This is a genomic window from Microbacterium aquilitoris, assembly GCF_031932285.1.
GTDB classification, from domain to species: domain Bacteria; phylum Actinomycetota; class Actinomycetes; order Actinomycetales; family Microbacteriaceae; genus Microbacterium; species Microbacterium aquilitoris.
In genome coordinates this window covers 414,683-438,827 of the sequence record NZ_JAUZVT010000002.1, presented here as the reverse complement: position 1 = coordinate 438,827, position 24,145 = coordinate 414,683, and the positions used below count along the sequence as shown (strand labels likewise).

The 24,145-nt window shown below is 69.4% G+C and carries 29 protein-coding genes; 12 read left to right on the top strand and 17 right to left on the bottom strand.

Annotated elements, in window-relative coordinates:
• Window positions 1-67: 67 nt before the first annotated feature.
• Genes Q9S78_RS08930 through Q9S78_RS08920 form a run of 3 tightly spaced genes read left to right on the top strand, consistent with a single transcriptional unit; the run spans window position 68 to window position 4,969 of the window.
• Window positions 68-1,795, top strand: coding sequence for an ABC transporter ATP-binding protein (locus Q9S78_RS08930; protein ID WP_311870032.1), 1,728 nt, complete (start codon window positions 68-70; stop codon window positions 1,793-1,795).
• Window positions 1,792-3,831: an ABC transporter ATP-binding protein gene (locus Q9S78_RS08925; RefSeq protein ID WP_116228783.1), complete on the top strand. Its 2,040-nt coding sequence runs from the start codon at window positions 1,792-1,794 to the stop codon at window positions 3,829-3,831. The genes Q9S78_RS08930 and Q9S78_RS08925 overlap by 4 nt, the downstream gene beginning before the upstream one ends.
• 46 nt (window positions 3,832-3,877) lie before the next feature.
• Complete coding sequence (locus Q9S78_RS08920; RefSeq protein ID WP_311870687.1) at window positions 3,878-4,969, top strand: alkene reductase; 1,092 nt, start codon at window positions 3,878-3,880, stop codon at window positions 4,967-4,969.
• A gap of 18 nt (window positions 4,970-4,987) precedes the next feature.
• Here Q9S78_RS08920 and Q9S78_RS08915 read toward each other — a convergent pair whose 3' ends face one another.
• Genes Q9S78_RS08915 through Q9S78_RS08880 form a run of 8 tightly spaced genes read right to left on the bottom strand, consistent with a single transcriptional unit; the run spans window position 4,988 to window position 11,660 of the window.
• A complete protein-coding gene (locus tag Q9S78_RS08915) occupies window positions 4,988-5,287 on the bottom strand; it encodes a Dabb family protein (RefSeq protein ID WP_018188504.1) in 300 nt (99 codons plus the stop codon).
• A 36-nt stretch (window positions 5,288-5,323) separates the two neighbouring features.
• Entirely contained in the window at window positions 5,324-6,337 is a 1,014-nt protein-coding gene (locus Q9S78_RS08910; RefSeq protein WP_311870031.1) for a Gfo/Idh/MocA family protein, read from the bottom strand.
• Window positions 6,338-6,359: 22 nt separating this feature from the next.
• Window positions 6,360-8,669, bottom strand: a complete 2,310-nt coding sequence (locus Q9S78_RS08905; RefSeq protein WP_311870030.1) for an acyltransferase family protein — start codon at window positions 8,667-8,669, stop codon at window positions 6,360-6,362.
• A gap of 42 nt (window positions 8,670-8,711) precedes the next feature.
• Window positions 8,712-9,506 (bottom strand): MOSC domain-containing protein, encoded by a 795-nt coding sequence (locus Q9S78_RS08900; protein ID WP_311857320.1) that lies wholly within the window; start codon window positions 9,504-9,506, stop codon window positions 8,712-8,714.
• Window positions 9,507-9,542: 36 nt separating this feature from the next.
• The gene (locus Q9S78_RS08895) at window positions 9,543-9,707 is read right to left on the bottom strand and encodes a hypothetical protein (protein WP_018188508.1); all 165 of its coding nucleotides are present in this window, start codon (window positions 9,705-9,707) and stop codon (window positions 9,543-9,545) included.
• Window positions 9,708-9,746: 39 nt separating this feature from the next.
• The gene (locus Q9S78_RS08890; protein WP_231370869.1) at window positions 9,747-10,067 is read right to left on the bottom strand and encodes a hypothetical protein; all 321 of its coding nucleotides are present in this window, start codon (window positions 10,065-10,067) and stop codon (window positions 9,747-9,749) included.
• A 48-nt stretch (window positions 10,068-10,115) separates the two neighbouring features.
• Entirely contained in the window at window positions 10,116-10,985 is an 870-nt protein-coding gene (locus Q9S78_RS08885) for an aldo/keto reductase (protein WP_020096925.1), read from the bottom strand.
• Window positions 10,986-11,027: 42 nt separating this feature from the next.
• Window positions 11,028-11,660, bottom strand: coding sequence for a LysE family translocator (locus Q9S78_RS08880; RefSeq protein ID WP_311870029.1), 633 nt, complete (start codon window positions 11,658-11,660; stop codon window positions 11,028-11,030).
• An 86-nt stretch (window positions 11,661-11,746) separates the two neighbouring features.
• On the opposite strand from Q9S78_RS08880, the gene Q9S78_RS08875 reads away from it, so the two are divergent.
• Genes Q9S78_RS08875 through Q9S78_RS08865 form a run of 3 tightly spaced genes read left to right on the top strand, consistent with a single transcriptional unit; the run spans window position 11,747 to window position 13,192 of the window.
• Entirely contained in the window at window positions 11,747-12,286 is a 540-nt protein-coding gene (locus Q9S78_RS08875; protein ID WP_116228776.1) for a hypothetical protein, read from the top strand.
• A 7-nt stretch (window positions 12,287-12,293) separates the two neighbouring features.
• On the top strand, window positions 12,294-12,878 hold the full coding sequence (locus Q9S78_RS08870) for a TetR/AcrR family transcriptional regulator (protein WP_116228775.1): 585 nt from the start codon (window positions 12,294-12,296) through the stop codon (window positions 12,876-12,878).
• Window positions 12,879-12,895: 17 nt separating this feature from the next.
• Window positions 12,896-13,192, top strand: coding sequence for a rhodanese-like domain-containing protein (locus Q9S78_RS08865; protein ID WP_311870028.1), 297 nt, complete (start codon window positions 12,896-12,898; stop codon window positions 13,190-13,192).
• A 12-nt stretch (window positions 13,193-13,204) separates the two neighbouring features.
• Here the strand turns inward: Q9S78_RS08865 and Q9S78_RS08860 are convergent, their stop codons facing one another.
• The 4 genes from Q9S78_RS08860 to Q9S78_RS08845 are packed head-to-tail and all read right to left on the bottom strand — an operon-like array spanning window position 13,205 to window position 16,359.
• On the bottom strand, window positions 13,205-13,603 hold the full coding sequence (locus Q9S78_RS08860) for a GNAT family N-acetyltransferase (RefSeq protein WP_311870027.1): 399 nt from the start codon (window positions 13,601-13,603) through the stop codon (window positions 13,205-13,207).
• On the bottom strand, window positions 13,600-14,643 hold the full coding sequence (locus tag Q9S78_RS08855) for a DUF1266 domain-containing protein (RefSeq protein WP_116228771.1): 1,044 nt from the start codon (window positions 14,641-14,643) through the stop codon (window positions 13,600-13,602). The genes Q9S78_RS08860 and Q9S78_RS08855 overlap by 4 nt, the downstream gene beginning before the upstream one ends.
• 35 nt (window positions 14,644-14,678) lie before the next feature.
• Window positions 14,679-15,071, bottom strand: a complete 393-nt coding sequence (locus tag Q9S78_RS08850; RefSeq protein ID WP_116229316.1) for a VOC family protein — start codon at window positions 15,069-15,071, stop codon at window positions 14,679-14,681.
• Between the two features lie 19 nt (window positions 15,072-15,090).
• Complete coding sequence (locus Q9S78_RS08845) at window positions 15,091-16,359, bottom strand: HNH endonuclease signature motif containing protein (protein WP_116228770.1); 1,269 nt, start codon at window positions 16,357-16,359, stop codon at window positions 15,091-15,093.
• A 96-nt stretch (window positions 16,360-16,455) separates the two neighbouring features.
• Between Q9S78_RS08845 and Q9S78_RS08840 the strand changes: the two genes are divergently transcribed.
• The 4 genes from Q9S78_RS08840 to Q9S78_RS08825 all read left to right on the top strand — a co-directional run bounded on the left by Q9S78_RS08840 (window position 16,456) and on the right by Q9S78_RS08825 (window position 19,385).
• The gene (locus Q9S78_RS08840; protein ID WP_116228769.1) at window positions 16,456-16,767 is read left to right on the top strand and encodes a hypothetical protein; all 312 of its coding nucleotides are present in this window, start codon (window positions 16,456-16,458) and stop codon (window positions 16,765-16,767) included.
• Window positions 16,768-16,812: 45 nt separating this feature from the next.
• Window positions 16,813-17,721 (top strand): helix-turn-helix transcriptional regulator, encoded by a 909-nt coding sequence (locus Q9S78_RS08835; RefSeq protein ID WP_220321064.1) that lies wholly within the window; start codon window positions 16,813-16,815, stop codon window positions 17,719-17,721.
• An 82-nt stretch (window positions 17,722-17,803) separates the two neighbouring features.
• Complete coding sequence (locus Q9S78_RS08830; protein ID WP_311870026.1) at window positions 17,804-18,517, top strand: alpha/beta hydrolase; 714 nt, start codon at window positions 17,804-17,806, stop codon at window positions 18,515-18,517.
• A gap of 31 nt (window positions 18,518-18,548) precedes the next feature.
• A complete protein-coding gene (locus Q9S78_RS08825) occupies window positions 18,549-19,385 on the top strand; it encodes an alpha/beta fold hydrolase (RefSeq protein WP_116228766.1) in 837 nt (278 codons plus the stop codon).
• Between the two features lie 54 nt (window positions 19,386-19,439).
• On the opposite strand, the gene Q9S78_RS08820 is transcribed toward Q9S78_RS08825, so the two are convergent.
• The 3 genes from Q9S78_RS08820 to Q9S78_RS08810 form a co-directional block, all read right to left on the bottom strand.
• A complete protein-coding gene (locus Q9S78_RS08820) occupies window positions 19,440-19,775 on the bottom strand; it encodes a YciI family protein (RefSeq protein WP_311870025.1) in 336 nt (111 codons plus the stop codon).
• Window positions 19,776-19,800: 25 nt separating this feature from the next.
• Window positions 19,801-20,622 (bottom strand): SDR family NAD(P)-dependent oxidoreductase, encoded by an 822-nt coding sequence (locus Q9S78_RS08815; protein WP_311870024.1) that lies wholly within the window; start codon window positions 20,620-20,622, stop codon window positions 19,801-19,803.
• A 75-nt stretch (window positions 20,623-20,697) separates the two neighbouring features.
• Window positions 20,698-21,600, bottom strand: coding sequence for an oxygenase MpaB family protein (locus tag Q9S78_RS08810; RefSeq protein WP_311870023.1), 903 nt, complete (start codon window positions 21,598-21,600; stop codon window positions 20,698-20,700).
• Window positions 21,601-21,622: 22 nt separating this feature from the next.
• Here Q9S78_RS08810 and Q9S78_RS08805 point away from each other — a divergent pair, with 22 nt between their 5' ends.
• On the top strand, window positions 21,623-22,279 hold the full coding sequence (locus tag Q9S78_RS08805; protein ID WP_311870022.1) for an SDR family NAD(P)-dependent oxidoreductase: 657 nt from the start codon (window positions 21,623-21,625) through the stop codon (window positions 22,277-22,279).
• A 91-nt stretch (window positions 22,280-22,370) separates the two neighbouring features.
• Window positions 22,371-22,931, top strand: coding sequence for a hypothetical protein (locus tag Q9S78_RS08800; protein WP_311870021.1), 561 nt, complete (start codon window positions 22,371-22,373; stop codon window positions 22,929-22,931).
• 5 nt (window positions 22,932-22,936) lie between these two features.
• On the opposite strand, the gene Q9S78_RS08795 is transcribed toward Q9S78_RS08800, so the two are convergent.
• Both Q9S78_RS08795 and Q9S78_RS08790 read right to left on the bottom strand, forming a co-directional pair.
• Entirely contained in the window at window positions 22,937-23,659 is a 723-nt protein-coding gene (locus tag Q9S78_RS08795) for a YidC/Oxa1 family membrane protein insertase (RefSeq protein WP_311870020.1), read from the bottom strand.
• Window positions 23,660-23,743: 84 nt separating this feature from the next.
• The gene (locus tag Q9S78_RS08790; protein WP_311870019.1) at window positions 23,744-24,019 is read right to left on the bottom strand and encodes a DUF6412 domain-containing protein; all 276 of its coding nucleotides are present in this window, start codon (window positions 24,017-24,019) and stop codon (window positions 23,744-23,746) included.
• Window positions 24,020-24,145 lie beyond the last annotated feature (126 nt).

Below are 24,145 nucleotides of genomic sequence, written 5' to 3'. Positions count from 1 at the left end.
TACGCTCTGAGCGGACATCCGCCCGCAGGGGGACGCGGATGTCGGCGGGTGGTGGCACTCTGACAATATGCTCGGAACCCTTCTGGTCCGGTACCTCCGGACCTACCGCTGGCTGCTGATCGGCGTGCTGCTCTTCCAGTTCGCCTCCGCCATGGCTGCGCTGTACCTTCCCCGCCTGAACGCCGACATCATCGACAAGGGCGTCACGCAGGGCGACGTCGGCTACATCTGGTCGCACGGCGTGCTCATGCTCGTCATCGCCCTCGGCCAGATCGTGGCCTCGATCGTCGCCACCTTCTTCGCCGCGCGGGCCGCCATGGCGGTCGGGCGCGACATCCGCCGCGACATCTTCGACCGCGTCAGCGGCTTCTCGGAGCGCGAGGTCACCCAGTTCGGCGCCGGGTCGCTGATCACCCGCAACACGAACGACGTACAGCAGGTCCAGATGCTCGCGATGATGGGCGCGACCATGCTCGTGACCGCTCCGCTGCTCGCCATCGGCGGCATCGTCATGGCGCTGCAGCAGGACGTCGGGCTCAGTTGGCTCATCGGGGTCTCGGTGCCGGCGCTGCTGGTCATCGGCATCCTCATCATCAGCCGGATGGTGCCGCTGTTCCGCAGCTACCAGAAGAAGCTCGACGCCGTGAACCGCATCCTCCGCGAGCAGCTCACCGGCGTCCGCGTCGTCCGCGCCTTCGTGCGCGAACCGATCGAGGAGGAGCGCTTCCGCGGCGCCAACACCGACATCCTCGTCGTCGGCCGCAAGGTCGGGTCGCTGTTCGTGCTGATGTTCCCGCTCGCGATGCTCGTGCTGAACATCACGGTCGTCGGCGTGATCTGGTTCGGCGGCATCGAGGTCAACGAGGGCAGCGTGCAGATCGGCACCCTCTTCGCCTTCATGCAGTACATCGGGCAGATCCTCACGGGCGTCCTGATGGCCACCTTCATGACGATCATGATCCCGCGCGCCGCCGTCTCGGCCGACCGCATCGGCGAGGTCCTCGCGGTCGAGGGCGGGCTGGCACGTCCCGAGAAGCCGGTGCGGGAGTTCCCGCGCCCCGGTGCGGTCGAGTTCGACGACGTCGCCTTCACCTATCCGGGCGCGGATGCGCCCGTGCTCGAGGGCCTCACCTTCGCGGCCGCGCCCGGCGAGACGGTCGCCGTCGTCGGGTCGACCGGCGCCGGCAAGACGACGCTCGTCTCGCTTATCCCCCGCCTGTTCGACGTCACCGGGGGGTCGGTCCGGGTCGCCGGTGTCGACGTCCGCGAAGCCGACCTCGACGAGCTCTGGAAGGGCATCGGCCTCGTGCCGCAGCGACCGTTCCTGTTCACCGGGACCATCGCGTCGAACCTCCGCTTCGGGCGCGAGGACGCGACCGACGAGGAACTCTGGCACGCTCTCGAGATCGCACAGGGCCGCGACTTCGTCGAGGAGATGGACGGCGGGCTCGACGCCCGCATCTCGCAGGGCGGGACGAACGTCTCCGGCGGGCAGCGTCAACGGCTCTCGATCGCCCGCGCGATCGTGCACCGGCCCGACGTCCTCGTCTTCGACGACTCGTTCTCGGCCCTCGACCTCTCCACCGATGCCCGGCTGCGTCAGGCGCTCTGGCGCGAGCTGCCCGAGGTGACGAAGATCGTCGTCGCGCAGCGCGTGTCGACGATCACCGACGCCGACCGCATCGTCGTCCTGGACGCCGGCCGCATGGTCGGTGTCGGAACGCACGAGGAGCTCCTGGCCACCAACGAGACCTACCGAGAGATCGTCGAATCGCAGCTGGGAGTGGACGCATGAGCGCGCCGGACACGCAGATGACCGACGAGGAGAAGCTCGAAGCCGAGCTCGCCGAGCAGGCGCGCCTGAACAGCGGATCGTGGGACTCGGTCGCGCCGGGCAAGGCGTCGCAGTTCGGGCCCAGCTTCATCCGCATGATCGGCCTGCTAGCGCCGTTCAAGTGGATGTTCGGCCTCGTGACGCTCGCCGGAGCGATCGGTGTCGTCCTCGCGGTGATCGCTCCGAAGGTGCTCGGCGAGGCGACGAACATCGTCTTCGAAGGGTTCCTGTCGAACATGCTCGGTGACAACCCCGCGTTCGCCGGGCTGAGCCAGGCTGAGACGGTCGCCGCGCTGCGCGGTCAGGGCCAGGACGACTTCGCCAACATCGTCGCCGCGATGCAGAACTATACCCCCGGCTCGGGCGTCGATTTCGACGCCCTCAAGGTGATCATCACGTGGGTGCTCGTCATCTACGTCGTGTCGGCGATCCTGACGTGGGCGCAGGGCTACGTCATCAACGTGATCATGGTCCGTACGATGTGGCGCCTGCGCGAAGACGTCGAGGCGAAGCTCAACCGTCTGCCGCTGTCGCACTTCGACCGTGTGCAGCGCGGCGAGCTCATCTCCCGTGTCACGAACGACATCGACAACATCACCCAGACGATGCAGCAGTCGCTGTCGGGTGCGCTGACGGCGGTGCTCACCGTGGTGGGCGTGCTCGTCATGATGTTCTCGATCTCGTGGCAGCTCGCGATCGTGGCCCTCATCGCCCTGCCGCTCATGGCGATCATCTTCGGCGTCATCGGCCCGAAGTCGCAGAAGGCGTTCGGGGTGCAGTGGCGCAAGGTCGGCCGCCTCAACGCCCGCGTCGAGGAGTCGTTCTCGGGGCACTCGCTGGTGCGCGTGTTCGGCCGCGAGGCCGATGCCCGTGCGAAGTTCCAGGAGGAGAACGAGGAGCTCTACCAGGCCGCGTTCAAGGCGCAGTTCCTCTCGGGCATGATCATGCCCTCGATGACCTTCGTCGGCAGCCTCACCTATGTCGGCATCGCCGTGCTCGGCGGGCTGCAGGTCGCGAGCGGTCAGCTGCGTCTCGGTGACGTGCAGGCGTTCATCCAGTACTCGCAGCAGTTCACGCAGCCGCTGTCCGAGCTCGGCGGCATGGCCGCAGTCGTCCAGTCGGGCACCGCGTCGGCGGAGCGCGTGTTCGAGCTCCTCGACGCCGACGAGCAGGAACCGGATGCCGCTGACGCGCCGGCCCGCGGCGAAGGGCGCGGCGTGATCGAGTTCGAGCACGTGAAGTTCGCCTACGCACCCGAGCACCCGCTCATCACGGATCTGTCGTTCCGCGTCGAGCCGGGGCAGACTGTCGCGATCGTGGGCCCGACGGGTGCGGGCAAGACGACGCTCGTCAACCTGCTGATGCGCTTCTACGAGCTCGACGGCGGCCGCATCCTGCTCGACGGGCAGGACATCGCGCAGCTCTCGCGCGACGACGTCCGCTCGCGGACGGGCATGGTCCTGCAGGACCCGTGGCTGTTCGCCGGCACCATCCGCGAGAACATCCGCTACGGCCGCGCCTCGGCGACCGATGACGAGATCGTGGATGCCGCGGTCGCGACGCGCGTGGACCGGTTCGTCCGCTCGCTGCCCGATGGCTACGAGACGCTCCTCGACGAGGACGCCTCGAACGTGTCGGCCGGCGAGAAGCAGCTCATCACGATCGCGCGTGCCTTCGTGGCACAGCCGGCGGTGCTGATCCTCGACGAGGCGACGTCATCCGTGGACACGCGCACCGAGCTCCTGCTGCAGCACGCGATGGCGGCGCTGCGCGAGGGACGCACCTCGTTCGTCATCGCGCACCGCCTGTCGACGATCCGCGACGCCGACCTCATCCTCGTGATGGAGCACGGCGACATCGTCGAGAAGGGCACGCACGAAGAGCTCATCGGTCAGCAGGGCGCCTACTACCGCCTCTACCGCTCGCAGTTCGAGCAGGCGCACGACGACCTGGTCGACGCGGCACCGGCCGAGGAGGGTGCTCCCCCGGCCGAGTGAGAGTGGAGGGGAATACGACCGTGCTGACGTGTCGTTGCCCCTCGACATGAGCCTGTACGAATCCGCCGTCTTCGGCGCCCTCGATCTGTCCAACCGTGTCGTCATGGCACCCCTCACCCGCACGCGGGCTGCGGAGGACGGTGTGCCGAACGATGTGATGGTCGAGTACTACCGCCAGCGCGCCGGTGTCGGCCTCATCGTCACCGAGGGCACCTGGCCCGTGGTCGCCGGCAAGTCCTACCCCGGCCAGCCGGGCATCGAGACCGATGAGCAGATCGCCGGCTGGCGTCGCGTCGCCGACGCGGTGCATGCCGAGGGCGGCACGATCGTCATGCAGCTGATGCACGGCGGGCGCGTCTCGCACCCCGAGATCTCGGGCGTCGACCTGGTCGTGGGCCCGAGCGCCATCGCCTCCCCCGGCCAGGGGCGCACGATGACGGGCGAGAAGGTCGACCTCCCCGTCCCGCACGCCCTCACGACGGCGGAGGTCGCAGAGACCGTCGCGCAGTTCGTGCAGGCGGCGCGCAACGCGATCGCCGCGGGCATGGACGGTGTCGAGGTCCACGGCGCGAACAGCTACCTCGTCCACCAGTTCCTCTCCCCCGAGTCGAACGTCCGCGACGACGTGTACGGCGGATCTCCCGAGAACCGCGCGCGCTTCGGCATCGAGGTGACCCGCGCGGTCGCCGAGGCGGTCGGGGCGGAGCGCACCGGCATCCGTCTCTCGCCGCAGCACCAGATCCCCGGTGTCCTCGAGAGCGATGACGCCGACGCGCGTGCGACCTACACGGCCCTCGCCGAGGGCCTCGCCCCGCTGGGTCTGGCGTTCGTCGACATCCTGCACGCCGACCCGAAGAGCGACATCGTGCAGCACATCCGCCACGCGGCGGGCGCACCCACCATCCTCAACTCGGGCTTCGGGGTCGTCACGACGCGTGAAGAGGCCGAGGAGCTCGTGCTCGAGGGATGGGCGGATGCCGTCGCCGTCGGCCGCCCGGTCATCGCCAACCCGGATCTGCCGACCCGGTGGGAGCAGCGCGCCGAGCTGAACGAGCCGCGTCCGGAGTACTTCTACACCGGCGGAGCAGAGGGCTACACCGACTACCCGTCGCTCGCGGACGTGCGTTCGGAGCGCTGAGCGCCCCGCCCGCCCCGATCAGTCGCCGGCGACGAAGTCGAACTCTTGGAAGTCGCGGACCTCGTGACTCCAGCGGCTCTCGACGAAGGCGACATGGTCGGGGTGGGCGCTGTACGCGTCGTAGGCGGCCTGGTCATCGAACAGCATCGTGAACTGCCACCGCAGGTCGCTGCGCGGGCTGATCTGACGGTTGACGCGGAACTGCTGGACGCCGGGGATGGCCGAGAGGGACCGCTGCGCGTCCGTCAGGAACGTCTTCTCTTCGGAGGAATCCTCCGCGTGGTGCAGGGCGAAGATGACGGTGTGCTGGATGGTCATGGTGATCAAGGCTAACCCCGGGCCACCAGCACGTGCTCAACCAGCGGCGATCTGACGGCGGACCTCGTCGATCGTGGCGAGCACCGACACGACCTCGTCGTGCGGGTGCAGCGGGGACTCGACGAGCCCGGCTCCCACGAACGAGGCGACCGCGGTCGCCTGATAGCCGAGCCCGTCGTGCACCTGCGGCAGGGTGTCGTCGCGCCACTCCTCGACCTGCCCATCGACGCTGAGGCGCAGCCCCGTCGGCCCGTAGAACGGGCTGAGGACATCGAGTCGGCCGCGGGAGCCGAAGACGGATGCCTCGATCGGCGTGACCGCGCCGAAGGTCGTCGTGAGGGCGGCTTGGGCCCCGGCATCCGTCTTCAGGGCGATCGTGGCGCTGTCGTCGACACCGGTCGGCGCGAGGGTGCCGACGGCGCGGATCGTCGTGGGCGGTCCGATGATCGACGAGGCGAACGCGACGATGTAGACGCCGAGGTCGAGCATGGCGCCGCCTCCGAGCGCCGGGGCGAACATCCGACTCGCGGGGTCGAAGGGGACGAGCGACCCGAAGTCGGCGCGGACGAGGTCGATCTCGCCGAGGGTCCCCGCCTCGAGCAGCTGGCGGACCACGTCGGCCTGCGGCAGGTAACGGGTCCACATCGCCTCGGCGACGAGCACGCCTGCCGCGCGTCCGGCATCGAGGATCTCGCGCGCGTCCGCCGCGGTCATCGCGATCGGCTTCTCGATGAGCACGTGCTTTCCCGCGGCGATGGCGGCGAGCGCCTGCTCGCGGTGGAGCGGATGCGGCGTGGCGACGTAAACGACGTCGACCTTGGGGTCGGCGACCAGCTCATCGACGGAGTCGTGCGTGCGCGCGATGCCGTGCCGCTCTGCGAAGGCGTGGGTCTTCGTCGTGTCGCGTGCCGTCACGGCCACCGCGCGCTGCGTCGTATGGGTGTGGATCGCGTGCACGAACTGGTCGGCGATCCCGGTACCGATGACACCCCAGCGCAGGGCGGGGACGGCGGCGGGGTCGATGAGGCGCGGGGCGGGGAGGAAAGGCATCCCGCCATCTTGGCGCAGGTCGTCAGCGCGTGGTCAGCAGACCCGCGGTGTCGAGCGCCTGCCGCAGCGCCGGCGCGATGTGCTCGGCGTATTCGACGGTCAGGTGGGTCTGGTCGTACTTCGTCGGGATCGACCCCGCGAAGGGCGGGCAGACCTCGTCGGCGCATGTGAACGCGAGCGACGACATCGCGTGGTCGCCGGCGTCCGCGGCGGCGCGCTCCGAGAGGGCCTCCATCGTGCGCCACGTCCCGTCGACCGCGCTGTCGCACGCCCGGGGCGACGACGTCGGCGTGTAGCAGGCGGCGAGGCTCACACCCTGGGGCGGCGGGGCGAGGTGCAGCATCCGCTCGCCCATCCCGTAGGAGTCGGCCTCGCGTCGCTGTGCGGCGATGAGCGCGTCCGCCGACAGGTCGGTGCCGTCGGCTGTGCGGCCGAGCGTGAAGGCGTTCGATATCACGACGAGGTCGGGCTTGTCGGCGAGGATCGCTGCGCGCACAGCGGCCTTCCGCTCCTGACATCTCGCCATCACCTGCGGGTCGTCGTTCTCGACCAGGACGTCGGTGAAGCGGCATCCGTACATGCCCATGGCCGAGACGCGGATGCCGCCGCCGCTGTCGTCTGCGATTCGGCGGAATGCGGGCGCGTACGCCATGGCGGTCGAGTCGCCGACGAGCCAGATGTGCACGGGCGCATCGCCGCTCCCCCACCCGCAGGCCGTCGCCGCGCCGGGCGAGAAGCAGTCGTGCGCGGGATTGGCTCCCGACGATGCCGCCATCACGCGATCGAGCGACGGGGTGAGGTCGGGCCACGCGTCCGCGGTGACGGCGGCGGCCAGCTCCGCCTGCAGATCGGCGGTGGGGTCGCCCGAGACCGTGGGCGCCGACGCTGCGGGGGCGAGTTCGGGCAGACCGAACCGGGGACCATGACCGGATGCTGTCACCGCGAGCGCGCCCGCGAGTACGACGACCACGAGTCCGGCCGTCGCGAGGAAGACCTGCGCGGCGAAGCGCTCGCGCCATGCGGCCAGCGCACTCCCGCGCGGCTCGGTGGCCGGTTCGGCGACGACCGGCTCGGCGACGGGGGCGGGCGCCGCGGCGATCGCGGCGGGCTCGATGCGCGGAGCCGGCGGCCGGGATGATCCCGGGAAGTATCGCGTCCCCGGCGTCCATCCCGCGGGGCGCGTCGTTGCGACCGCAACGACCGGCACGGGGACGGGCTCCGGCTCCGGTTCGGGTTCACGGGCCTCGGCGCGCGGCATCCCGCCGAGGAACGGCGCGTAGCGCAGGGGCTGCTCGACGATCAGGTACGACGCGAGGCCGAGGACGACGCTCGCGCCGAGGACGATCCAGACGTGCCACTCGGATGCGGGGAGCAGCGCTGCCGCGAAGACCACCACCGGGAAGTGCCACAGGTACAGCGAGTACGAGGCGTCGCCGATGAAGACGGACGCCGGGTTGGTGAGCGGGAAGAGGTGACGGTGCCGCGGGTCTCCCCCGACCCCGCCCGCGATCGCGAGCGCCGTGGCGGCCACGGGCGCCGCCGCCCACGGGGCGGGGAAGCCTCCCCCGGTCGGATCGATGATCAGCAGCGACGCGACGATCCCCGCGACGCCCGTCCACTGCATCACGCCTCCGAGCGCGCGCGGGATGCGGCGCAGCAGGGGGACGAGAACGGCGACGAGCGCGCCGAGGCCGAGCTCCCACGCACGGGTCAGCGTGGAGAAGTACGCGACGGTCGCCTGCGAATCGGACTGGACGAGCGCCCAGCCGAACGACCCCGCCACGACCGCTGTCGCGAGGACACCCGCGACGATCCTGACCCGCGTGCGACCGACGAGGGAGACGACGATCACGAGCAGCAGCGGCCAGACGAGGTAGAACTGCTCTTCGACCGACAGCGACCAGAAGTGCTGCAGCGGCGAGACGGCTCCGGTGTCGGCGAAGTAGTCGGTGCCTTGCGCAGCGAAGTTCCAGTTCGAGGCGAAGACGGCGGCCCAGGCGGCATCCCACAGCGTCTGCTCGCCGCGGGTGCGGTTGAAGAGGAACCAGCCGGCGACAGTCACGGCGATCAGCACGGTCAGCGCCGCGGGCAGCAGGCGGCGCGCTCGGCGCGCGTAGAACGAGCCGAGCGCGAGTCGGCCGGTGTCACGCGCTTCGCGCAGCAGCATCCCGGTGATGAGGAATCCCGAGATGACGAAGAAGACGTCGACCCCCATGACCCCGCCCGCCGGCCATCCGGCGGCGTGTGCGCCGATGACCGCGAGGACGGCAAGGGCGCGAAGGCCTTGGATGTCGCGGCGCGGTGGAGCGGGGGTGTGGATCGGAGAGTGCATGGGGAATGCCGACGAAGAGTCTATGGGATCGCTCCCAGGCGGTCAGTTCCGGTCGGCGACGATCTCGTCCCCCACGTGCACCGTGCCGCCGTCGCCGACCGGCAGCAGCAGGATGCCGAGGGTCGCCTCACTCTGACCGAACTCGGTCGTGAGCACGCGCAGCAGTCGTGCATCGCGCTCGCCCGTGTCGGGATTCGCGGTGATCGCGGCGCATCGACCGATGGGGCGTTGGACCTCGAACTCGACGTCGCCGATGCGGACGCGGCCCGACCAGTCGAGCTCCTCCCAGGGCGCAGTGCCCGACACCACGATGTTGGAGCGGAAGCGGCGGTCATCGACGGATGCCGGGACCGCGGCATCCACCTGCGCGACCGTCGACTCGCCGTGGAGCGAGACGTAGCCGCGCGCGCGATCCTGGAACCGTGACGTGACACCGTCGCCGATGAGCCGGAGGGGCAGGACGCCCTCGCGCTGCAGGAGTCTCGCCTCGGAGGAGCGCGCGACGAAGGCGGTGGCGGCGTCCTCGAGTTCACGGCGACCCGTGTCGTCGAGCCCCGCCTCGACCAGCAGCGTGCCGTCGTCGCTCATGCGCACGATGCCGTCGTCGACCTCGACGTGCAGGCGGGCGATGGAGGGGAAGTCCATGAGCGCGAGGCCGCGGCTCTTCGGCCAGGAGTCGAGGCCGTCATCGTCCTCGGGAGCCGTGGCGTCGGCGAAGCGGAACGCCAGCACGCGGTCGCCGGCGATACGCCCATCGGCCTGCACGACGAGTTCGGTGCGGGGTTCGGGCGTGAAGCCCTTGATCGGATACCGGTAGAGCGACGAGACAGCAGCCATGGCTCTAGCGTGCACCACCGGCAGGCGTAGCCCCGGTCAGACCTTCTTCTTGGCGGCGCTCCGTCGGATGAAGCCGAACACGAGGGTGCCGACGAAGAGCACGATGCCGATGAGGCCGAGCCAGAAGAGACCCTCGAACGCGAAACCGACGATCGACAGCACCACCCAGATGATCAACAAGATGATGAGAACTGTCCACATAGTGCTCACCGTACGCGGGATCAGGTGAAGAAGATACGGTCACGCCTGCCGATAGTGACGGACCCGCTCGTCGCGCTCGATGAGGAATTCGTCGTCCTCCGGGTAGAACACCGCGCGTTCGATGTCGTCGCCGGCGAAGGCAGCGATCACGGCGAGGTTCTCCCACCGCGACAGGGTCGTGATCTCCGTGCGGCCGTCGCCGAGATCGCGCGTCAGCAGCCACGCTCCGAGGTTGCCGGGGGTGGCGCGATACGCATCCATGCCGGTGCGCTCCACGTACCGGATGTAGCGGTCGGCGTCTTCAGCGCGCACCACACCGGTCCACATCCGGACGACGGGTTGACCACTGAAATGCGTCACGCGCCCACCCTTGCAGAGGTGGACGCGTGACGCCAGGGATGCCGGGGCTCAGCTGCCGAGCTTCGAGAGCTCCGCGAACTCCTCGTCGGTCAGCTCGATGACAGCGCCCTGGAGGTTGTCCTCGAGGTGGGCGACGCTCGACGTGCCCGGGATCGGGAGCATGACGGGCGAGCGCTTGAGCAGCCACGCGAGAGCCACCTGGGCGGGGGTCGCGTTCTTGCGCTCGGCGATGTCGGTCAGCGGAGAGTCGGGGCCGGTGAGGCCGCCGGTCGCGAGCGGGAACCACGGGATGAAGCCGATGCCCTGCTCCTCCGACCAGTCGAGGAGGTCCTCGGCGTCGCGGTGCTGCAGGTTGTAGAGGTTCTGGACCGTGACGATCTCGGCGATCTCCTGAGCGGCCTTGACCTCGTCGATCGAAACCTCGGAGAGGCCGATGTGGCGGATCTTGCCCTCGTCCTGCAGCGCCTTCAGCTCGCCGACCTGGTCCGCGAGGGGGACCTTCGGGTCGATGCGGTGCAGTTGGAACAGGTCGATGCGCTCGAGGCCGAGGCGCCGGAGGCTCATCTCCGCGCCCTGACGCAGGAACTCGGGGCGCCCGAGCGGCGGCCAGACGTTCGGGCCGGTGCGGGTGAGGCCGGACTTCGTCGCGATGACGACGTCGTCGGCGTAGGGGTGGAGGGCTTCCTTGAGGAGCTCCTCGGCGACGTACGGGCCGTAGGACTCGGCGGTGTCGAAGAAGTTCACGCCGAGTTCGACGCTGCGGCGGAGGACCCGGATGGCCTCATCGTGGTCCTTCGGCGGACCCCAGACGCCGGGGCCGGTGAGCTGCATGGTTCCGTAGCCGAGGCGGGTGACCTCGAGGTCTCCGCCGATGCGGAACGTGCCGGACGACTGTGCAGGCTTCGTGTTGTTCGTCATGGGGTGTTCCAGCGCAGGAGCGCTCCGGAACATTCCCGTTGGTCAGCTTTTCGCGCCGGTGAGCGCAAGTGCCCCGCCGAGCCCGATCATGAGGAATCCGCCCGCGCCCGACAGCGTGGCCAGGCGTCCCGGCGACCGGCCGAACCAGACACGTGCGGTGCCTGCGGCGACCGCCCACGTGCTGTCGCAGACGAGAGCGATCACTTGGAAGATGAGGCCGAGCAGCAGCAGCTGCGCCCAGACCGGACCGGCATCCCGTGCGACGAACTGCGGCAGGACGGCGACGAAGAACGCGATGGTCTTCGGGTTAGTGAGGCCGACGACGAACCCCTGTCGCAGCAGGGTGAGGACGGATGCGGATGCTCGCCCGTCCCGCTCGGCTCGGTGCTTCCGGTGCCGGATCGCCTGGACGCCCAGGTAGACGAGATAGATCGCGCCGACGACCTTGATCGCCGTGAAGGCGATGACCGACGACGCGACGATCGCTCCCACGCCGAATGCGACGAGGAGGATCGCGGGGATGTTGCCGAGCGAGTTCCCGAGCACGCTGAGAACGCCCGCGCGACGGCCGAGTGCGATGGATCGGCCGATGACGAACAGGACCCCGGGACCCGGGATGACGATGATCACCATCGACGCCAGGGCGAAGGCGAGGAGGTTCTCGATCGGGATCACGGAGGAACGCTATCGCGACTGGCGGCCGGCTTATTTAGCACAGCCGTGCTACTTTGATCTGACTCGTTCGGACGTAAGGAATCCTCGTGATCCTGGTGGCGATCATCGCCTGCGAAATCGGCTTCTGGCTCGCGATCATCGCGGGTCTCGTCGCCCGCTACGTCTTCCGTCGCCCGCGTCTGGGAGCGATGCTCCTGCTCGCGGCTCCGGTCATCGACTTGATCCTGCTCGTCCTGGTCGGTGTCGACCTGCTGGGCGGCCGCACGGCCTCGTGGCACCACGGCCTGGCCGCGCTCTACATCGGCATCTCGGTCGCGTACGGGCACCGGATGGTCGCCTGGGCCGATGCGAAGTTCGCCGAGTGGTTCCGCGGCGCGGAACCCCGCCCCGCGCGCTACGGGTGGGACTACGCACGCGCCTGCTGGAAGGACGTCCCCCGCACGCTGCTCGCCGTCGCCATCGCGGCGGCCGTGCTGGGCGGGCTGATCCTGCTTGTCGGGGCTCCCGAACGCACGTCGGAGCTGCTGCGGTTCTTCCCGATCCTCGGGGTCGTCATCGGCATCGACGTCCTATGGGCGCTGGGCTACACCGTCTGGCCGAAGAAGGCACCCGCCGTCGCGGCATGATGGAAATATGCCGCGACTGATCGACCACGACGAGCGCGACCGTGCGATCGGGGACGCCGCGATGCGCGTCCTCGCCCGTGACGGACTCGCCGCACTCTCGGTGCGGAAAATCGCGGATGAGGCAGGGCTGGCGACGGCATCCCTCCGCCGCGCGTTCCCGACCCAGCTCGCGCTCCGCCGGTACTGCGTCGACCGGATCCACGACGCCGTCGCCGCACGCGTGACGGGGTTGACGGGTGAGGGGATGCCGCTGGCGATCGCCGTCCTGCTCGAGCTGCTGCCGCTCGACACGACTCGCCGGGTCGAGCTGATCGCGCAGCTGCAGCTGGGGAGTCTCGCACTGACGGACGCGACCCTGACCGAGAGTGTGCGCGACCTGCACGACGGTGTCGGGTTGATCTGCGGCGTCGCACTGGGTCAGCTCGACCTGCCCGACGAGATCGACATCGCGCTCGAGATACTCCGTCTGCAGGCGCTCCTCGACGGGCTCGCGCTGCACCTGCTGTGGGCCGATCCGGCGGATCCCGAGACGCACGCGCGCCGTCTGCTGGAGCACCATCTGACGAGCCTGACCGCCCGGCATCCGCTCTGATCTGCGACGATCGAGGTATGCACTCCATCACGACGGCGCAGCTGGCCGAGGCCTCCCCCGCGAACATCATCGACGTCCGCGAACCCGACGAGTTCGCGGCGGGTCACGTGCCCGGCGCGCGCAACATCCCCCTCGCCACGGTGCCCGACCACGTGGACGAGCTGCGCGAGCTCGACGACCTGCACCTCATCTGCCAGGCCGGCGGACGCAGCGCACGCGCGGCCGCGTTCCTCGAGCATCACGGTCTCGAGACGACGAACGTCGAAGGCGGCACGGGTTCTTGGATCGCGGAGGGCCGCGAGGTCGCGAAGTGATCGGGGCTTAGGTCAGCCGCGCTGCATGAGGCGCTCCGGCGTCGGGTACGGCTCGAACCCGAACTGCTCGTAGAGTCCGTGCGCGTCGGCGGTGACGAGGAGCGTGCGCTTCAGGCCCATCGGCTCGAGCGTGGCGACGACGGCTCCGACGAGCGCCTTGCCGACGGCCTGCCCGCGCGCGGCCGGGTCGACGTAGACGTCGCAGAGCCACGCGAACGTCGCGGAATCGGTGACGACGCGGGCATAGCCGAGGGGCGTCCCGTCGTCGTCCCGGGCGAAGAAGTTCAGGGAGTTCTGCGCGGCGCGCTCGACGACGTCACGGCTGCGGCCAAGCGCCCAGTACGCGCCCTCGGACAGCCAACGGTGCACGACGTCGAGCTCGATCTCGGCGAGGTCGGTCGCGATCCTCATGCGCGCGCCCCGCTGGCCGGCCAGGTGACGGATGCCGCGGGCCACGACGACCTGCGAAGGTCGGCGAGCGCGTCGCGCTGACTCTGCACGGCCTGCAGCGAGTCGGTGCGGAATGCGGTGGCGATGATGACCTCGCGCCAGTACTCGTCCCAGCTGCGGTAGGTGGCGAACGCCTTCTCGGCGAGCGGCTCGAGCAGCGTCCAGGTCTCTTGCGCGGTCAAGTAGCCGGCGACGTAGGCGTAGCGGATGCCGCCGATGCCGCGTTCGATGTCGGCGGCGAGCAGGAGCCGGGCGGGGTGCTCCTCGGTGCCGCGGGCGAGGTCCTGGATGTCGAAGACCGCCAGGTCGGTGAGCCCGGCGACGCGCGTCATCATGTGCTCGCCGCCGTCACTGTGGACGACCTCGGCGAAGCGCTGCGAGTTGAGGCCCATGGTGAGCGTGTCGGCGACGAGCAGCTCGGCATCGGCTTTGGTGACGATCTTGAACTGCTCGTCGAGGGCGCCGCGCAGCTGCTTGAGCGACGCGACGGGCAGCGAGAACCACGGCGACCCCTTCTCGCCGTCCTGGTGCTTCATGCGCAGCTCCTGCGGGAGTTCGGCGTACGTGGGCGTGAACGCGAGCGACCCGTTCCAGCCGCGGGCGGCGAAGTCGCTGGCGCAGTCGAGCGCGAGGATCTGCTGCTGCCGCGTCGTGAGCGGCTGTCGACCGGATGCCGCGATGTAGGCGAGCTGGGCTCGGCGGGGGGCTCCGGCATCCCGGCGCGCCAGGATGATCGAGGCGACGAGGAGACCGACCGCCATGCCGACAGCGAAGGCGAAGAAGTTGACGATGACGTCGTCGACCTGCCACACGAACGAAAGGACGAAGCCCGTGATGCCGAACGGGGCGGCGATGAGGGTGACGGGCAGAGCGCGTCGGCGCATCTCGGCGGGGTCGGCCTTGCGCTTGGCTTCGAGCACGCGGGCGTACCGGCGACGGGACCGGACCGGGTACTCGACGTCACCGGGATGGTTCTGGAGCGCGTTCACGTCAGGGGCCACCGCACCATCCTGGCACCGCAGCGGAGCCGGTCGTGTCAGGGTGTGTCGGCGACGATCTCGGCTTTGACTCCGGCTGAGTTCTCGAGCCACCCCGCGTAGTGATCGGGGCCGCCGGCGTGCGGGTACCGCTCCTGGTAGAGCGGGCGCCAGCCGTGGTCAGGCGCGGCGGCGATGATCGCGTCAACGCCGGCGCGCGATCCGCCGGAGAAGGCGATGTGGTTCACCCCGGGAGCGCGCCGGTCGTGCACGCTCGTCGACAGGTTCGGCGACGTCGTGAAGGTCAGGTAGGCGTCGCCCGCTGCCCACGACTCCCCCTCGGTCCACACGCTCTCGCGGGCGAACCCGAGCTCGGCGAGCAGCCATCCCCATTCGGCCTGCGCAGCGGAGAGGTCGGCGACCCAGAGTTCGATGTGATGGAAACCGGCCATGTCGACAGTCTCGGGCATTTCAGGCAGGAGCGAACGCGACGGCCGGTGTCGGTGCGTCTTCGCGATACGTTCTGCCGAGGGGTGAGGTCCATTCGAGGACGCCACCCCCGAGTTGTCGCACCCGCCATTTGGTGAACTGCTTCATCGAGTGGTGCCGTTGGCAGAGGTGACCGAGGTTGGTGACCTCGGTCTGGCCGCCGAGGGCGTGATCGTGGGTGTGATCGACCTCGCAGCGGATGGCGGCCATGCGGCATCCGGGGAATCGGCAGTGCTGGTCGCGGGCCTGCAGGTAGCGCCGCATGGCGAGCGACACACGGTACGTGTCGACGGCGAGGACGGTGCCCGAGACCGGGTCGGTGACGAGGCGTTCCCACGATGGGGTGCCGCCGGCGAGGCGCCGGGCGGTGTCGGCGTCGATGGGCGAACGTCCGACGAGGTCGCACGCGGGGTCTTCGCCGGCGAGGGCGGTCGCGGGGACGACGACCTGCACGCGTGCGCGGATGGCGCCGAGCGGACCGGCGGTCGTGTCGCGGGTGTCGTCGAGCGCGGGCGTTCCCGCGAGCAGCAGGTCGGCGAACACGTCGGCGCGCACCTGGTCGGTGCTCCGCTCGTCTGTCGCGACGGCTTCGATGCCGCCGCGCTCCTTGCGGGTGTCGATGATCGCGCGGGTTTGCTGGGTGAGCCGGTCGTGGATACCTTCGGCGAGCACCGTGGGCAGGTTCGCGATCAGCTCGGACATGCCGTTCTGGCCGGGCACGATGCGCACGGACCGGCGGGCCGCGGCATCCTGGTGCCGTTCGGTGAAGGAGCGCGGGTGCATCCGGTGCGCGAGGATCTCGATCTCGGCGCGCACCCGGTTGGGGGTGTCATGGCGGCACCGCTCGACGGCGATCGCCTCGAACATGGGGCGGACGTCGCCCGGGAGGTTCGCCCCGGCATCCGTGATCACGCGGACGTGACCGCGAGTGATGCGACCCAGTTCCCACGCCTTCAGGGCCGCCGGGTAGTCCTCCACGATGGTGCGGGCTTCGTCGATGCGACGTTGCATGACCCGATCGGATGCCGCGACTGCTCCCCCGAGCTCGGCGGCGATCTCGCGCAGGGCCATGTCGCGCTCGTTCGCACTGCCCGCGGCGTTCGCCTCGGCGAGCGCGCTGGCCCGGGCGAGGACCTTCACCTTCACGACCTCGAGGTGCGACAGCAGCCGCTCGACGCTGACCGCGTCGTGCACGACACCGGCGAGCAGCGTCACGTGCTCGTCGATGCTGATGCGGGGCCGTTCGGTCATACCTCCATTGTGGTGAGGGCCTCCGACATCGCCTTCGACATCGCTCCGGCGCAGCCGCCCGGTAGCGTGAGGGGGCAGTCGATGAGAGAGGGAGCGATGTCCGAGCTACCAAGTCGGTTCGAACCGGACCGCCGGGCGTCGCCGCCCCTCCCCACGAACGCGCAACCGAAGAAGGGCCTCGCCGTCGCGACCCTGGTCGTCGGGATCGTCGCGTTCCTCACCGGACTCGTCCCGTGGGCCGGGCTTCTCCTCGGTCTGACGGCGTTCGGCCTCGGAATCTACGCGCTGACGCGCGGCCAGTCGAAGGTGATGGCGCTGGTGGGCGGTTCGCTCGGATCGATTGCCGCCATCACCGGCTTGATCTCGACGAGCGCCTTCATGATGTTGGTCATGGGCGGCAACGCCTGACGCGCTGACCCCCACACGAAACACACCTCGGGCAGAATGCCTGGCGTGACATCTGATCGACCGGGCTCGGAGAAGAGCGCGCTGGCGAGCTTCCTCCGCGCGCGCCGCGCTGCGCTGACGCCGGATGCCGTCGGCATCCCTCCCGAACCCCGTCGCCGTGTGCGTGGGCTGCGGCGGGAGGAGGTCGCGCGGCTGGCCGGCATCAGCGCCGAGTACTACCGGCGGCTCGAGCAGGGCAGCGGACACCAGATGTCGCTGCAGGTGTGCAACTCGCTCGCGCGCGCACTGCACCTCGACCGAGCGGGGACGGCGTACCTGCAGCGCCTCGCCCTGCCGGATTCCGAGGCGCCGTACGAGGTGCATCAGGGCGAGGAGCCGCCGCCGGACCTCGTCGAGATGATCACGCACTGGGAGCACACGGCGGCGTACATCATCGACCGCAACCAGGACATCGTGGTCGTCAACGACCTCATCCGAGCGGTCGCCCCGGGGTACGTCGAGGTGGGGAACAACCTCGCGCTGATGCAGTTCGAAGCGCCGCCCGAGGTGCGTGCGCTCGACTCGTGGCAGGACGGCGCGCGCACGACCGTATCGCGGGTGCGGTACTACGGCAATCCGTCCGATCCGCGCTGGCAGGAGATCATCGGGTTGCTTCTCGACGATGCCGATTTCGCCGAGATGTGGGACCAGCACGAGGCGCTCCCCCTCACCTCGGGCACGGCGCCGAACCACTTCCCCGAGCACGGCTGGGTCGACATGAAATGGCAGATCCTCGAGGCGCACCCTGGGCTCTACACGGTGATCTGCTACGGGATCCCGGGGACGGTCGGGGAGCGCGCGCTGGTCGATCTCCGGGCGAATCTCATCGCCGGCACGGTGACGATTCCGGCCTCTGACACGGATACGCCCACCTCGGGCAGTCGGCTGGCGAAGCACCGGGGTGCGACGCGCTGAGACGTGTACTGCGAGGGCCACGACAGTGCCGGTGAGCCGGCTCTAGCGTGACGAGCATCCCCCTTCCGAAAGGATGCCCGCCATGTCGTCACCCACCGTCGTTCTCGTTCACGGGGCGTTCGCGGATGCCGCGAGTTTCGCCCCCGTCACGCGGTTGCTCCTCGACCGCGGCTTCCGGGTGCACGTGCCCGCCGTGCCGAACCGGAGCCTCCTCGGCGACTCGGCGTACATCCGCTCCGTCGTCGAGGAGATCGACGGTCCGGTGCTGCTCGTCGGGCACAGTTACGGCGGCGCGGTGATCACGGTCGCCGGAGTCGCCGAGAACGTCGTCGGTCTCGTCTACTTCTCGGGCTACGCGCTGGACGAAGGCGAGAGCCTCGGGCAGCTGCAGGGCGGCTTCCCCGACTCGGATCTCGCCGCGAACCTCATCTACACGCCGTTCCCCGTCGACGGCGGCGAGCCCGGCACCGACGTCTCGGTGAACATCGACGCGTTCCCCGAGATCTTCGCCGCCGGGGTCGATCGGGAGGTCGCGGAGGTGCTGGCGGTGTCGCAGCGTCCGCTGGCGGCTCTCGCGTTCGGCGAGCCGGCTCCAGTCGCGGCGTGGAAGGTGAAGCCCGCGTGGGGTGTCGTCTCGGCGGCCGACCGCACGATCAATCCGGACGTGGAGCGGTTCGGGTACGAGCGCGCCGGCTTCCGCTCGGTCATCGAACTCGACGCACCGCACCTCGTGATGCGTTCCCACCCCGACGAGGTCGTGACGGTCATCACCGACGCGATCGCCGACCTCGGCTGAACCGCCCCACCCACACAAAGGAGACAAGCCCATGCCCTTCATCACCACCGACGACGGCGCCGAGATCTACTTCAAGGACTGGGGCGACAAGAGCGCCCAGCCGATCGTGTTCCACCACGGGTGGCCGCTGTCGTCCGATGACTGGGACGCGCAGATGCTGTACTTCCTCGGCAAGGGGTTCCGCGTGATCGCGAGCGATCGTCGCGGTCACGGCCGGTCGTCGCAGATCGCGACCGGACACGACATGGATCATTACGCGAGCGATGTGAGCGCGGTCGTCGAGCACCTCGATCTGCAGAATGCGGTGCACATCGGTCACTCGACGGGTGGCGGTCAGGTCGCACGGTACGTCGCGAAGTACGGCGAGCCGCAGGGCCGCGTGGCGAAGGCGGTGCTGGTCGCGGCCGTGCCGCCGCTGATGCTGCAGACCGACTGGAACACCGAGGGCACTCCCCTGTCGGTGTTCGACGGGTTCCGTGAGGCGCTCGCGGCGAACCGTGCCGAGTTCTTCGAGGCCGTCGCATCCGGTCCGTTCTACGGGTTCAACCGCGACGGCGTCGAGCCGTCGCAGCCGGTGATCGACAACTGGTGGCGGCAGGGCATGACGGGCAGCGCGCTCGCTCACTACGAGGGCATCAAGGCGTTCAGTGAGACGGATCAGCGCGAGGACCTGGCGGCGATCACGGTACCGGTGTTCGTGATCCAGGGCGACGACGATCAGGTGGTGCCGTACAAGGCGGCGGCGCTGCAGCAGGCGGAGATGCTGCAGAACTCGACGCTGAAGATCTACGAGGGCTACCCGCACGGCATGCTGACGACGCATGCGGACGTGCTGAACCCCGACATCCTGGCGTTCATCCAGAGCTGACGGATGCCGCGCGGCGTGGCCCTGGGGTGGGTCACGCCGCGCTCGCCTACGGTTTCAGGTGCCGCTGTGGATGAGCCTGACCTCGACACCGCCGGCGCCGCGGATGGCGGGGTTCGTCGCCGCGATCGCGAGTGCTGCGTCCTCGTCGTCCGCCTCGATCACGTAGACACCGGCGACGACCTGCGCGGAGTCGACGAACGGCCCGTCGGTCACCCCGTCGACACGGACGGAACGGGCGAGCTCACGCGGCGTGAACGCGTAGGCCGCGCGCAGCGCCCCCGACTGGGCGAGCTCGTCACCGTGTGCGTTGGGCTCGGCGAGTTGCTCGTTCGACGCGTCGAGCGCGTGTGCGGAGTCGTCGGTGTAGATCAGGACGGCGTACTGCGGCATGGCGGCATCCTTTCCGTGGCTTCTCTCAGCCGAGCTTCACCATCTCGACGCTGCGGTCCCAGAGCTCGCGCGCGAGCTGCTCGTCGGTGGCGAGCTTGTGCGTCTTCGTGACCCGGTCGTTCTCGTAGTAGGCGCCGGGCAGCCAGTCGGTGCCGGGGGTTCCGTCGGCGAGGAACACAAGGCGCTTGCCGCCCTCGTCGGTCGTCGTCAGCAGTCGCTTGGCGAGGGGGCTGTGGTACATGAACCGGAACGGTCCGGTCAGGTTGCCCGCGAAGCCGGTCGCGACGACGCCGGGGTGGAACGCTCCGGCCGAGATGCCCTCGCTCCCCCACCGGCGCTGAAGTTCGCGGGTGAAGAGGATGTTCGACAGCTTCGCGTTGCCGTAGGCGACGCGTCCCGAGTAGCGGCGCGCACCGTTCAGGTCGGCGATGTCGAACCGCGAGAAGATGCGGGCGGCGGCGCTGGCGGTCTGGATGATGGATGCCTCACTCTCGACCAGCCGCTCGCGCAGCAGGTTCGTCAGCAGGAACGGTCCGAGGTGGTTCACCTGGAACGTCTGCTCGAACCCGTCGGTGGTGAGCTTGCGGGGACCGAAGATGCCGCCGGCGTTGTTCGCGAGCACGTCGATGCGCGGGTAGGCGGCGAGCAGTTCGCCCGCGAGCCGGCGCACCTGCGCCAGGTCGGAGAAGTCGGCGAGATGGTGCGGCATCCCGACCTCGTCGGCAACGGCACGGGTCTTCTCGGGCGAGCGTCCGACGAGGACGACCTGGTGGCCGCGGGCGACGAGCTGACGGGATGCCGCGGCTCCGATCCCGTCGCTGGCGCCGGTGATGACGATTGTTCGCATGAGGCGAGTGTCACACCCTTCGCTATGTCCGGGGCCGCTCTTGACGATGTCGGCATGGTGTGGCCCGGGCGCGCGTTAGCCCTGCAGCCGCCGCAGTCGCAGCCGCGCCATGTCCTGCGCGCGCGGTCCGGACCCCAGCGCCCGCTCGGTCGCGCGCAGGATGAGGCGGGTCGCGGTCTTCACCGGCAGCCACGAGCGGCGAAGGCCCAGCATGCGCCTGATCCGCGGCGGGAAGGTCGCGACCGCCGCGGCGAAGAGCACGCGGTAGGCGACGCCCATCATCCCGGTGAACGGCGGCTTCTTCAGGAACCGGACGACTTCGTCCACGCGCTCATCGCGGCGCAGCTCGCCGCGGTCGAGGAAGCCGTCGATCTCGGCGCGTAGCGCGGCCTCGGTGAGGGGCGGGTCGGGCACGCGCATGAGGCGCCCGGCGGTCGCCCAGTCGGCGACGTAGGCGTCGGGGCCGCCGGGGATCGAGCCGCCGTACGCCTCGTGGCTGCGAAGGAACGCGTCGGTGAAGGCGAGGTGCACCCAGCGCACGAGGTCGGTCTGCTCGGCGGTGTAGGTGCGGGCGGAACCGTCGCCGGCGACGTACTCGCCCTGCACGCGCTGGTGGAAGCGGCCGACACGGGCCGTCTCGGCATCCGCTTGTGTCGTCGACCCGTAGGTGAGCGTGATGACCCAGCGGACGGTGCCGGTGAGGCGCCCGATCGGATCGTCGCGGTAGCGCGACCAGTCGTGCACGCCGGCGAGGGCGCCCGGGTGCAGGGCCTGCAGGAGCAGGGCGCGGATGCCGGCGACCAGGGTGCCCATGCCGGCGTGAACCGTCCACGCGGGACCGTTCTCGACGAAGTATCCGGCGTCGTCGCCGTCGGCGAGCGCGCGGACGTAGGGCGCCATCCCGGTCGGGTCACCGGCGAGCGCGGTGAGCAGGCGGGCGCGAAGCCGCGCCACACGCGGAGGGGCGGAGGTGGTCACGGTTTAAGCGTGCCACCGCCCGGTGGCTAAAGGGCCGCGTTCGTCTGCAAGCATCGATAGACGTCGCGGCGTCACGGCGGACGTGACGGCGGCCCAGGGTGCGGAGGCGCTGGTGGATGCCTCGGGTGCCGTCGACGTGCTCGTCAACAATCTCGGCATCTTCGGTTCGACGCCGGCGCTCGAGATCGACGACGACGAGTGGCGTCGGCTCTTCGCGGTGAACGTGCTGAATGCGGCGCGGCTGACGCGGCTGGTGTTGCCCGGGATGACGGGGCGCGGCTGGGGTCGCGTGCCGAACATCGCGAGCGACTCGGCGATCGTCATCCCCAAGGACATGATCCATTACGGCGCATTGAAGAGCGCGCTGCTCGCGATGTCGCGCAGGTACGCGAAGGCGGCATCCGGAACCGGCGTGACGGTCAACTCTGTGATCGCTGGTCTGACGGACACGGAGGGCGTGGAGGACTTCGTCTACGAGTTGGTGGACCGGCCCCTCGATTGCGACGCCGCGCAGCGCGAGTTCATGCGCACCGCGCGTCCGCAGTCGCCGATCGGTCGGCTGATCGAGCCCGCGGAAATAGCGAACATGGTCGTGTATCTCGCGTCGCCGTTGGCGTCGACGACGGCCGGTGGTGCGCTGCGCGTCGACGGGGGTTACGTGGACAGCATCTTGCCGTGAGGTCGTAATCCTGGCCCTGGCTCGCGAATAAGGGGCTCCCTCGGATCTCGCCGCTCTGACGGAAGGTCGTATGCCGTGCGAGGATGTCCAGGTGCGTGCGCTGATCGGCCGATTTTCTCAGTTGACGTCTCTTCGTCAGGGCAATTCAGTTCTGGTCGCGTTGGGCATTGGTGCGGGATGGGCAATTGCGATTGCCCTCCTTCTGGCCACCGATTCGCTGCTTCCGCTAGAGAACTATCGATCGGGAATCGCCGGGGTCTCGCCCGGTCCTCTCCAGTTCGCAATTCTCGCTCGCGAGGAGTTCCTCCAATCGACCGCCGAGGCGAACCGCACCGCCACGACCCTAGGGACAGTCGTGCTAGTCAGCGGTCTGATCGGTCTTGTGGGTGGCATGCTCAGGGCCGTAGCCCACGGACGAGAGTTCTGGGCGAAGAAGGCAGACCACTTCGGCAAGCTGATGGCGGTGAGCGCACTCACCGCCGCCTTTGTTGTCGCCGGGCTTAGATTGGGCGTGACCCTAGATTTGATGCTCGCCTCTTGGATCACCCTCGCGGCGATAACACTCGCACTGCCTTTGATGCTTTGGTTGTTCGTCAGCGGTAAAGACCAGGACCGGACCCGCAACCAGTGCGAAGGTTGCGCACACGTTTAGCGCCCTCACCCATACACCCGTCTAAGCACCAACCGCTGCCCCAGCGTCCACGTCACCGTCGTCAGCAGGTAGATCCCCGCCGCGAGCGGCACGAACACCGCGACGACCGCGGTCATGAACTGCAGCGCCCCGAGCATCGCCACCGGAACACCCGGCACCCCCTCCACTGGCGTGATCCGAAACGCCCGCCGCGTGATCTCCCCCACCGCCGCGATCGCCAGGACGAGGCATCCGATGACCAGCCAGGTCGCGAGGTCTGCAGTTCCGGTCGACACGGCGTGGAGCAGGCTCGTGCCGAGCGGGACGACGAGCAGGGTCTGCGACAGCAGCTCGTTGGCGTGCCCGGCGAGGCTCGGATGGATGAACACTGAGTACAGCAGGCCGACGATCGGCGCCTGAATGAGGACCGGCAGGCAGCTGGCGAACGGCGACACGTTCTCGGAGCGGTAGAGCTCCATGGTTTCGCGTTGCAGGCGTTCCCGGTTGCCGCGGTAGCGGGTCTGGAGTTCCCGCAGGCGCGGAGCGAGCCGGATGCGCGCCTGGTCGGCTTTGGCTTGGGCGATGCCAGCCGGTATGAGCGCCGCCCGCACCACGAGAGTTACGAGCACGATGGCGAGCGCGCCCGCGAACGCTCCCGTCCACGGGGTGAGGAGCGAGGTCAGGCCGATGAGGCCGCGGGAGGTGAGGTCGAGCAGGGTGGAGATGACAGGCAGGGTGGTAATGTCCACGGGGTTCCGTTCGTCGGAGCGATCAGGGTCGGCTGATCGGCCGCGAACGGATGCCGGGGCACCAGGTGCCCGGACGGTTCGACGCTACGCGGCCGCAGTCACCTGATCGGGCCCGCGACGGCGGACGTGTCCTGCCGCGTCGGGATCGCTCTGCGTGAGCGGCGCCGTGAGCTCGATGCGACGGGTGGGATGCGGCACCGCTCCGCGCGTGCTCGCATGCACGGCGGTCGCGAGGAGCGCGAGCGTCAGGACGGCGAGTGCGAGCAGCGCGACGGTGAGCGCGGAGCCGCTCAGCGACAGATCGACGGCGACGAGCAGCCCGAGAACCTTGAGGACCATACGCAAGAAGTCGTGGATCATGCTCGCCTCTCCTGGTCGTCGCGCCGCGTGGACGTCAGGCTAACGGATGTCGCATCTCAGGCAAGCTTGCCACCGCAAAGGCGCGTCGGAGCAGACCTCGGCTACAGGTCTGGATCGCGACGCGCG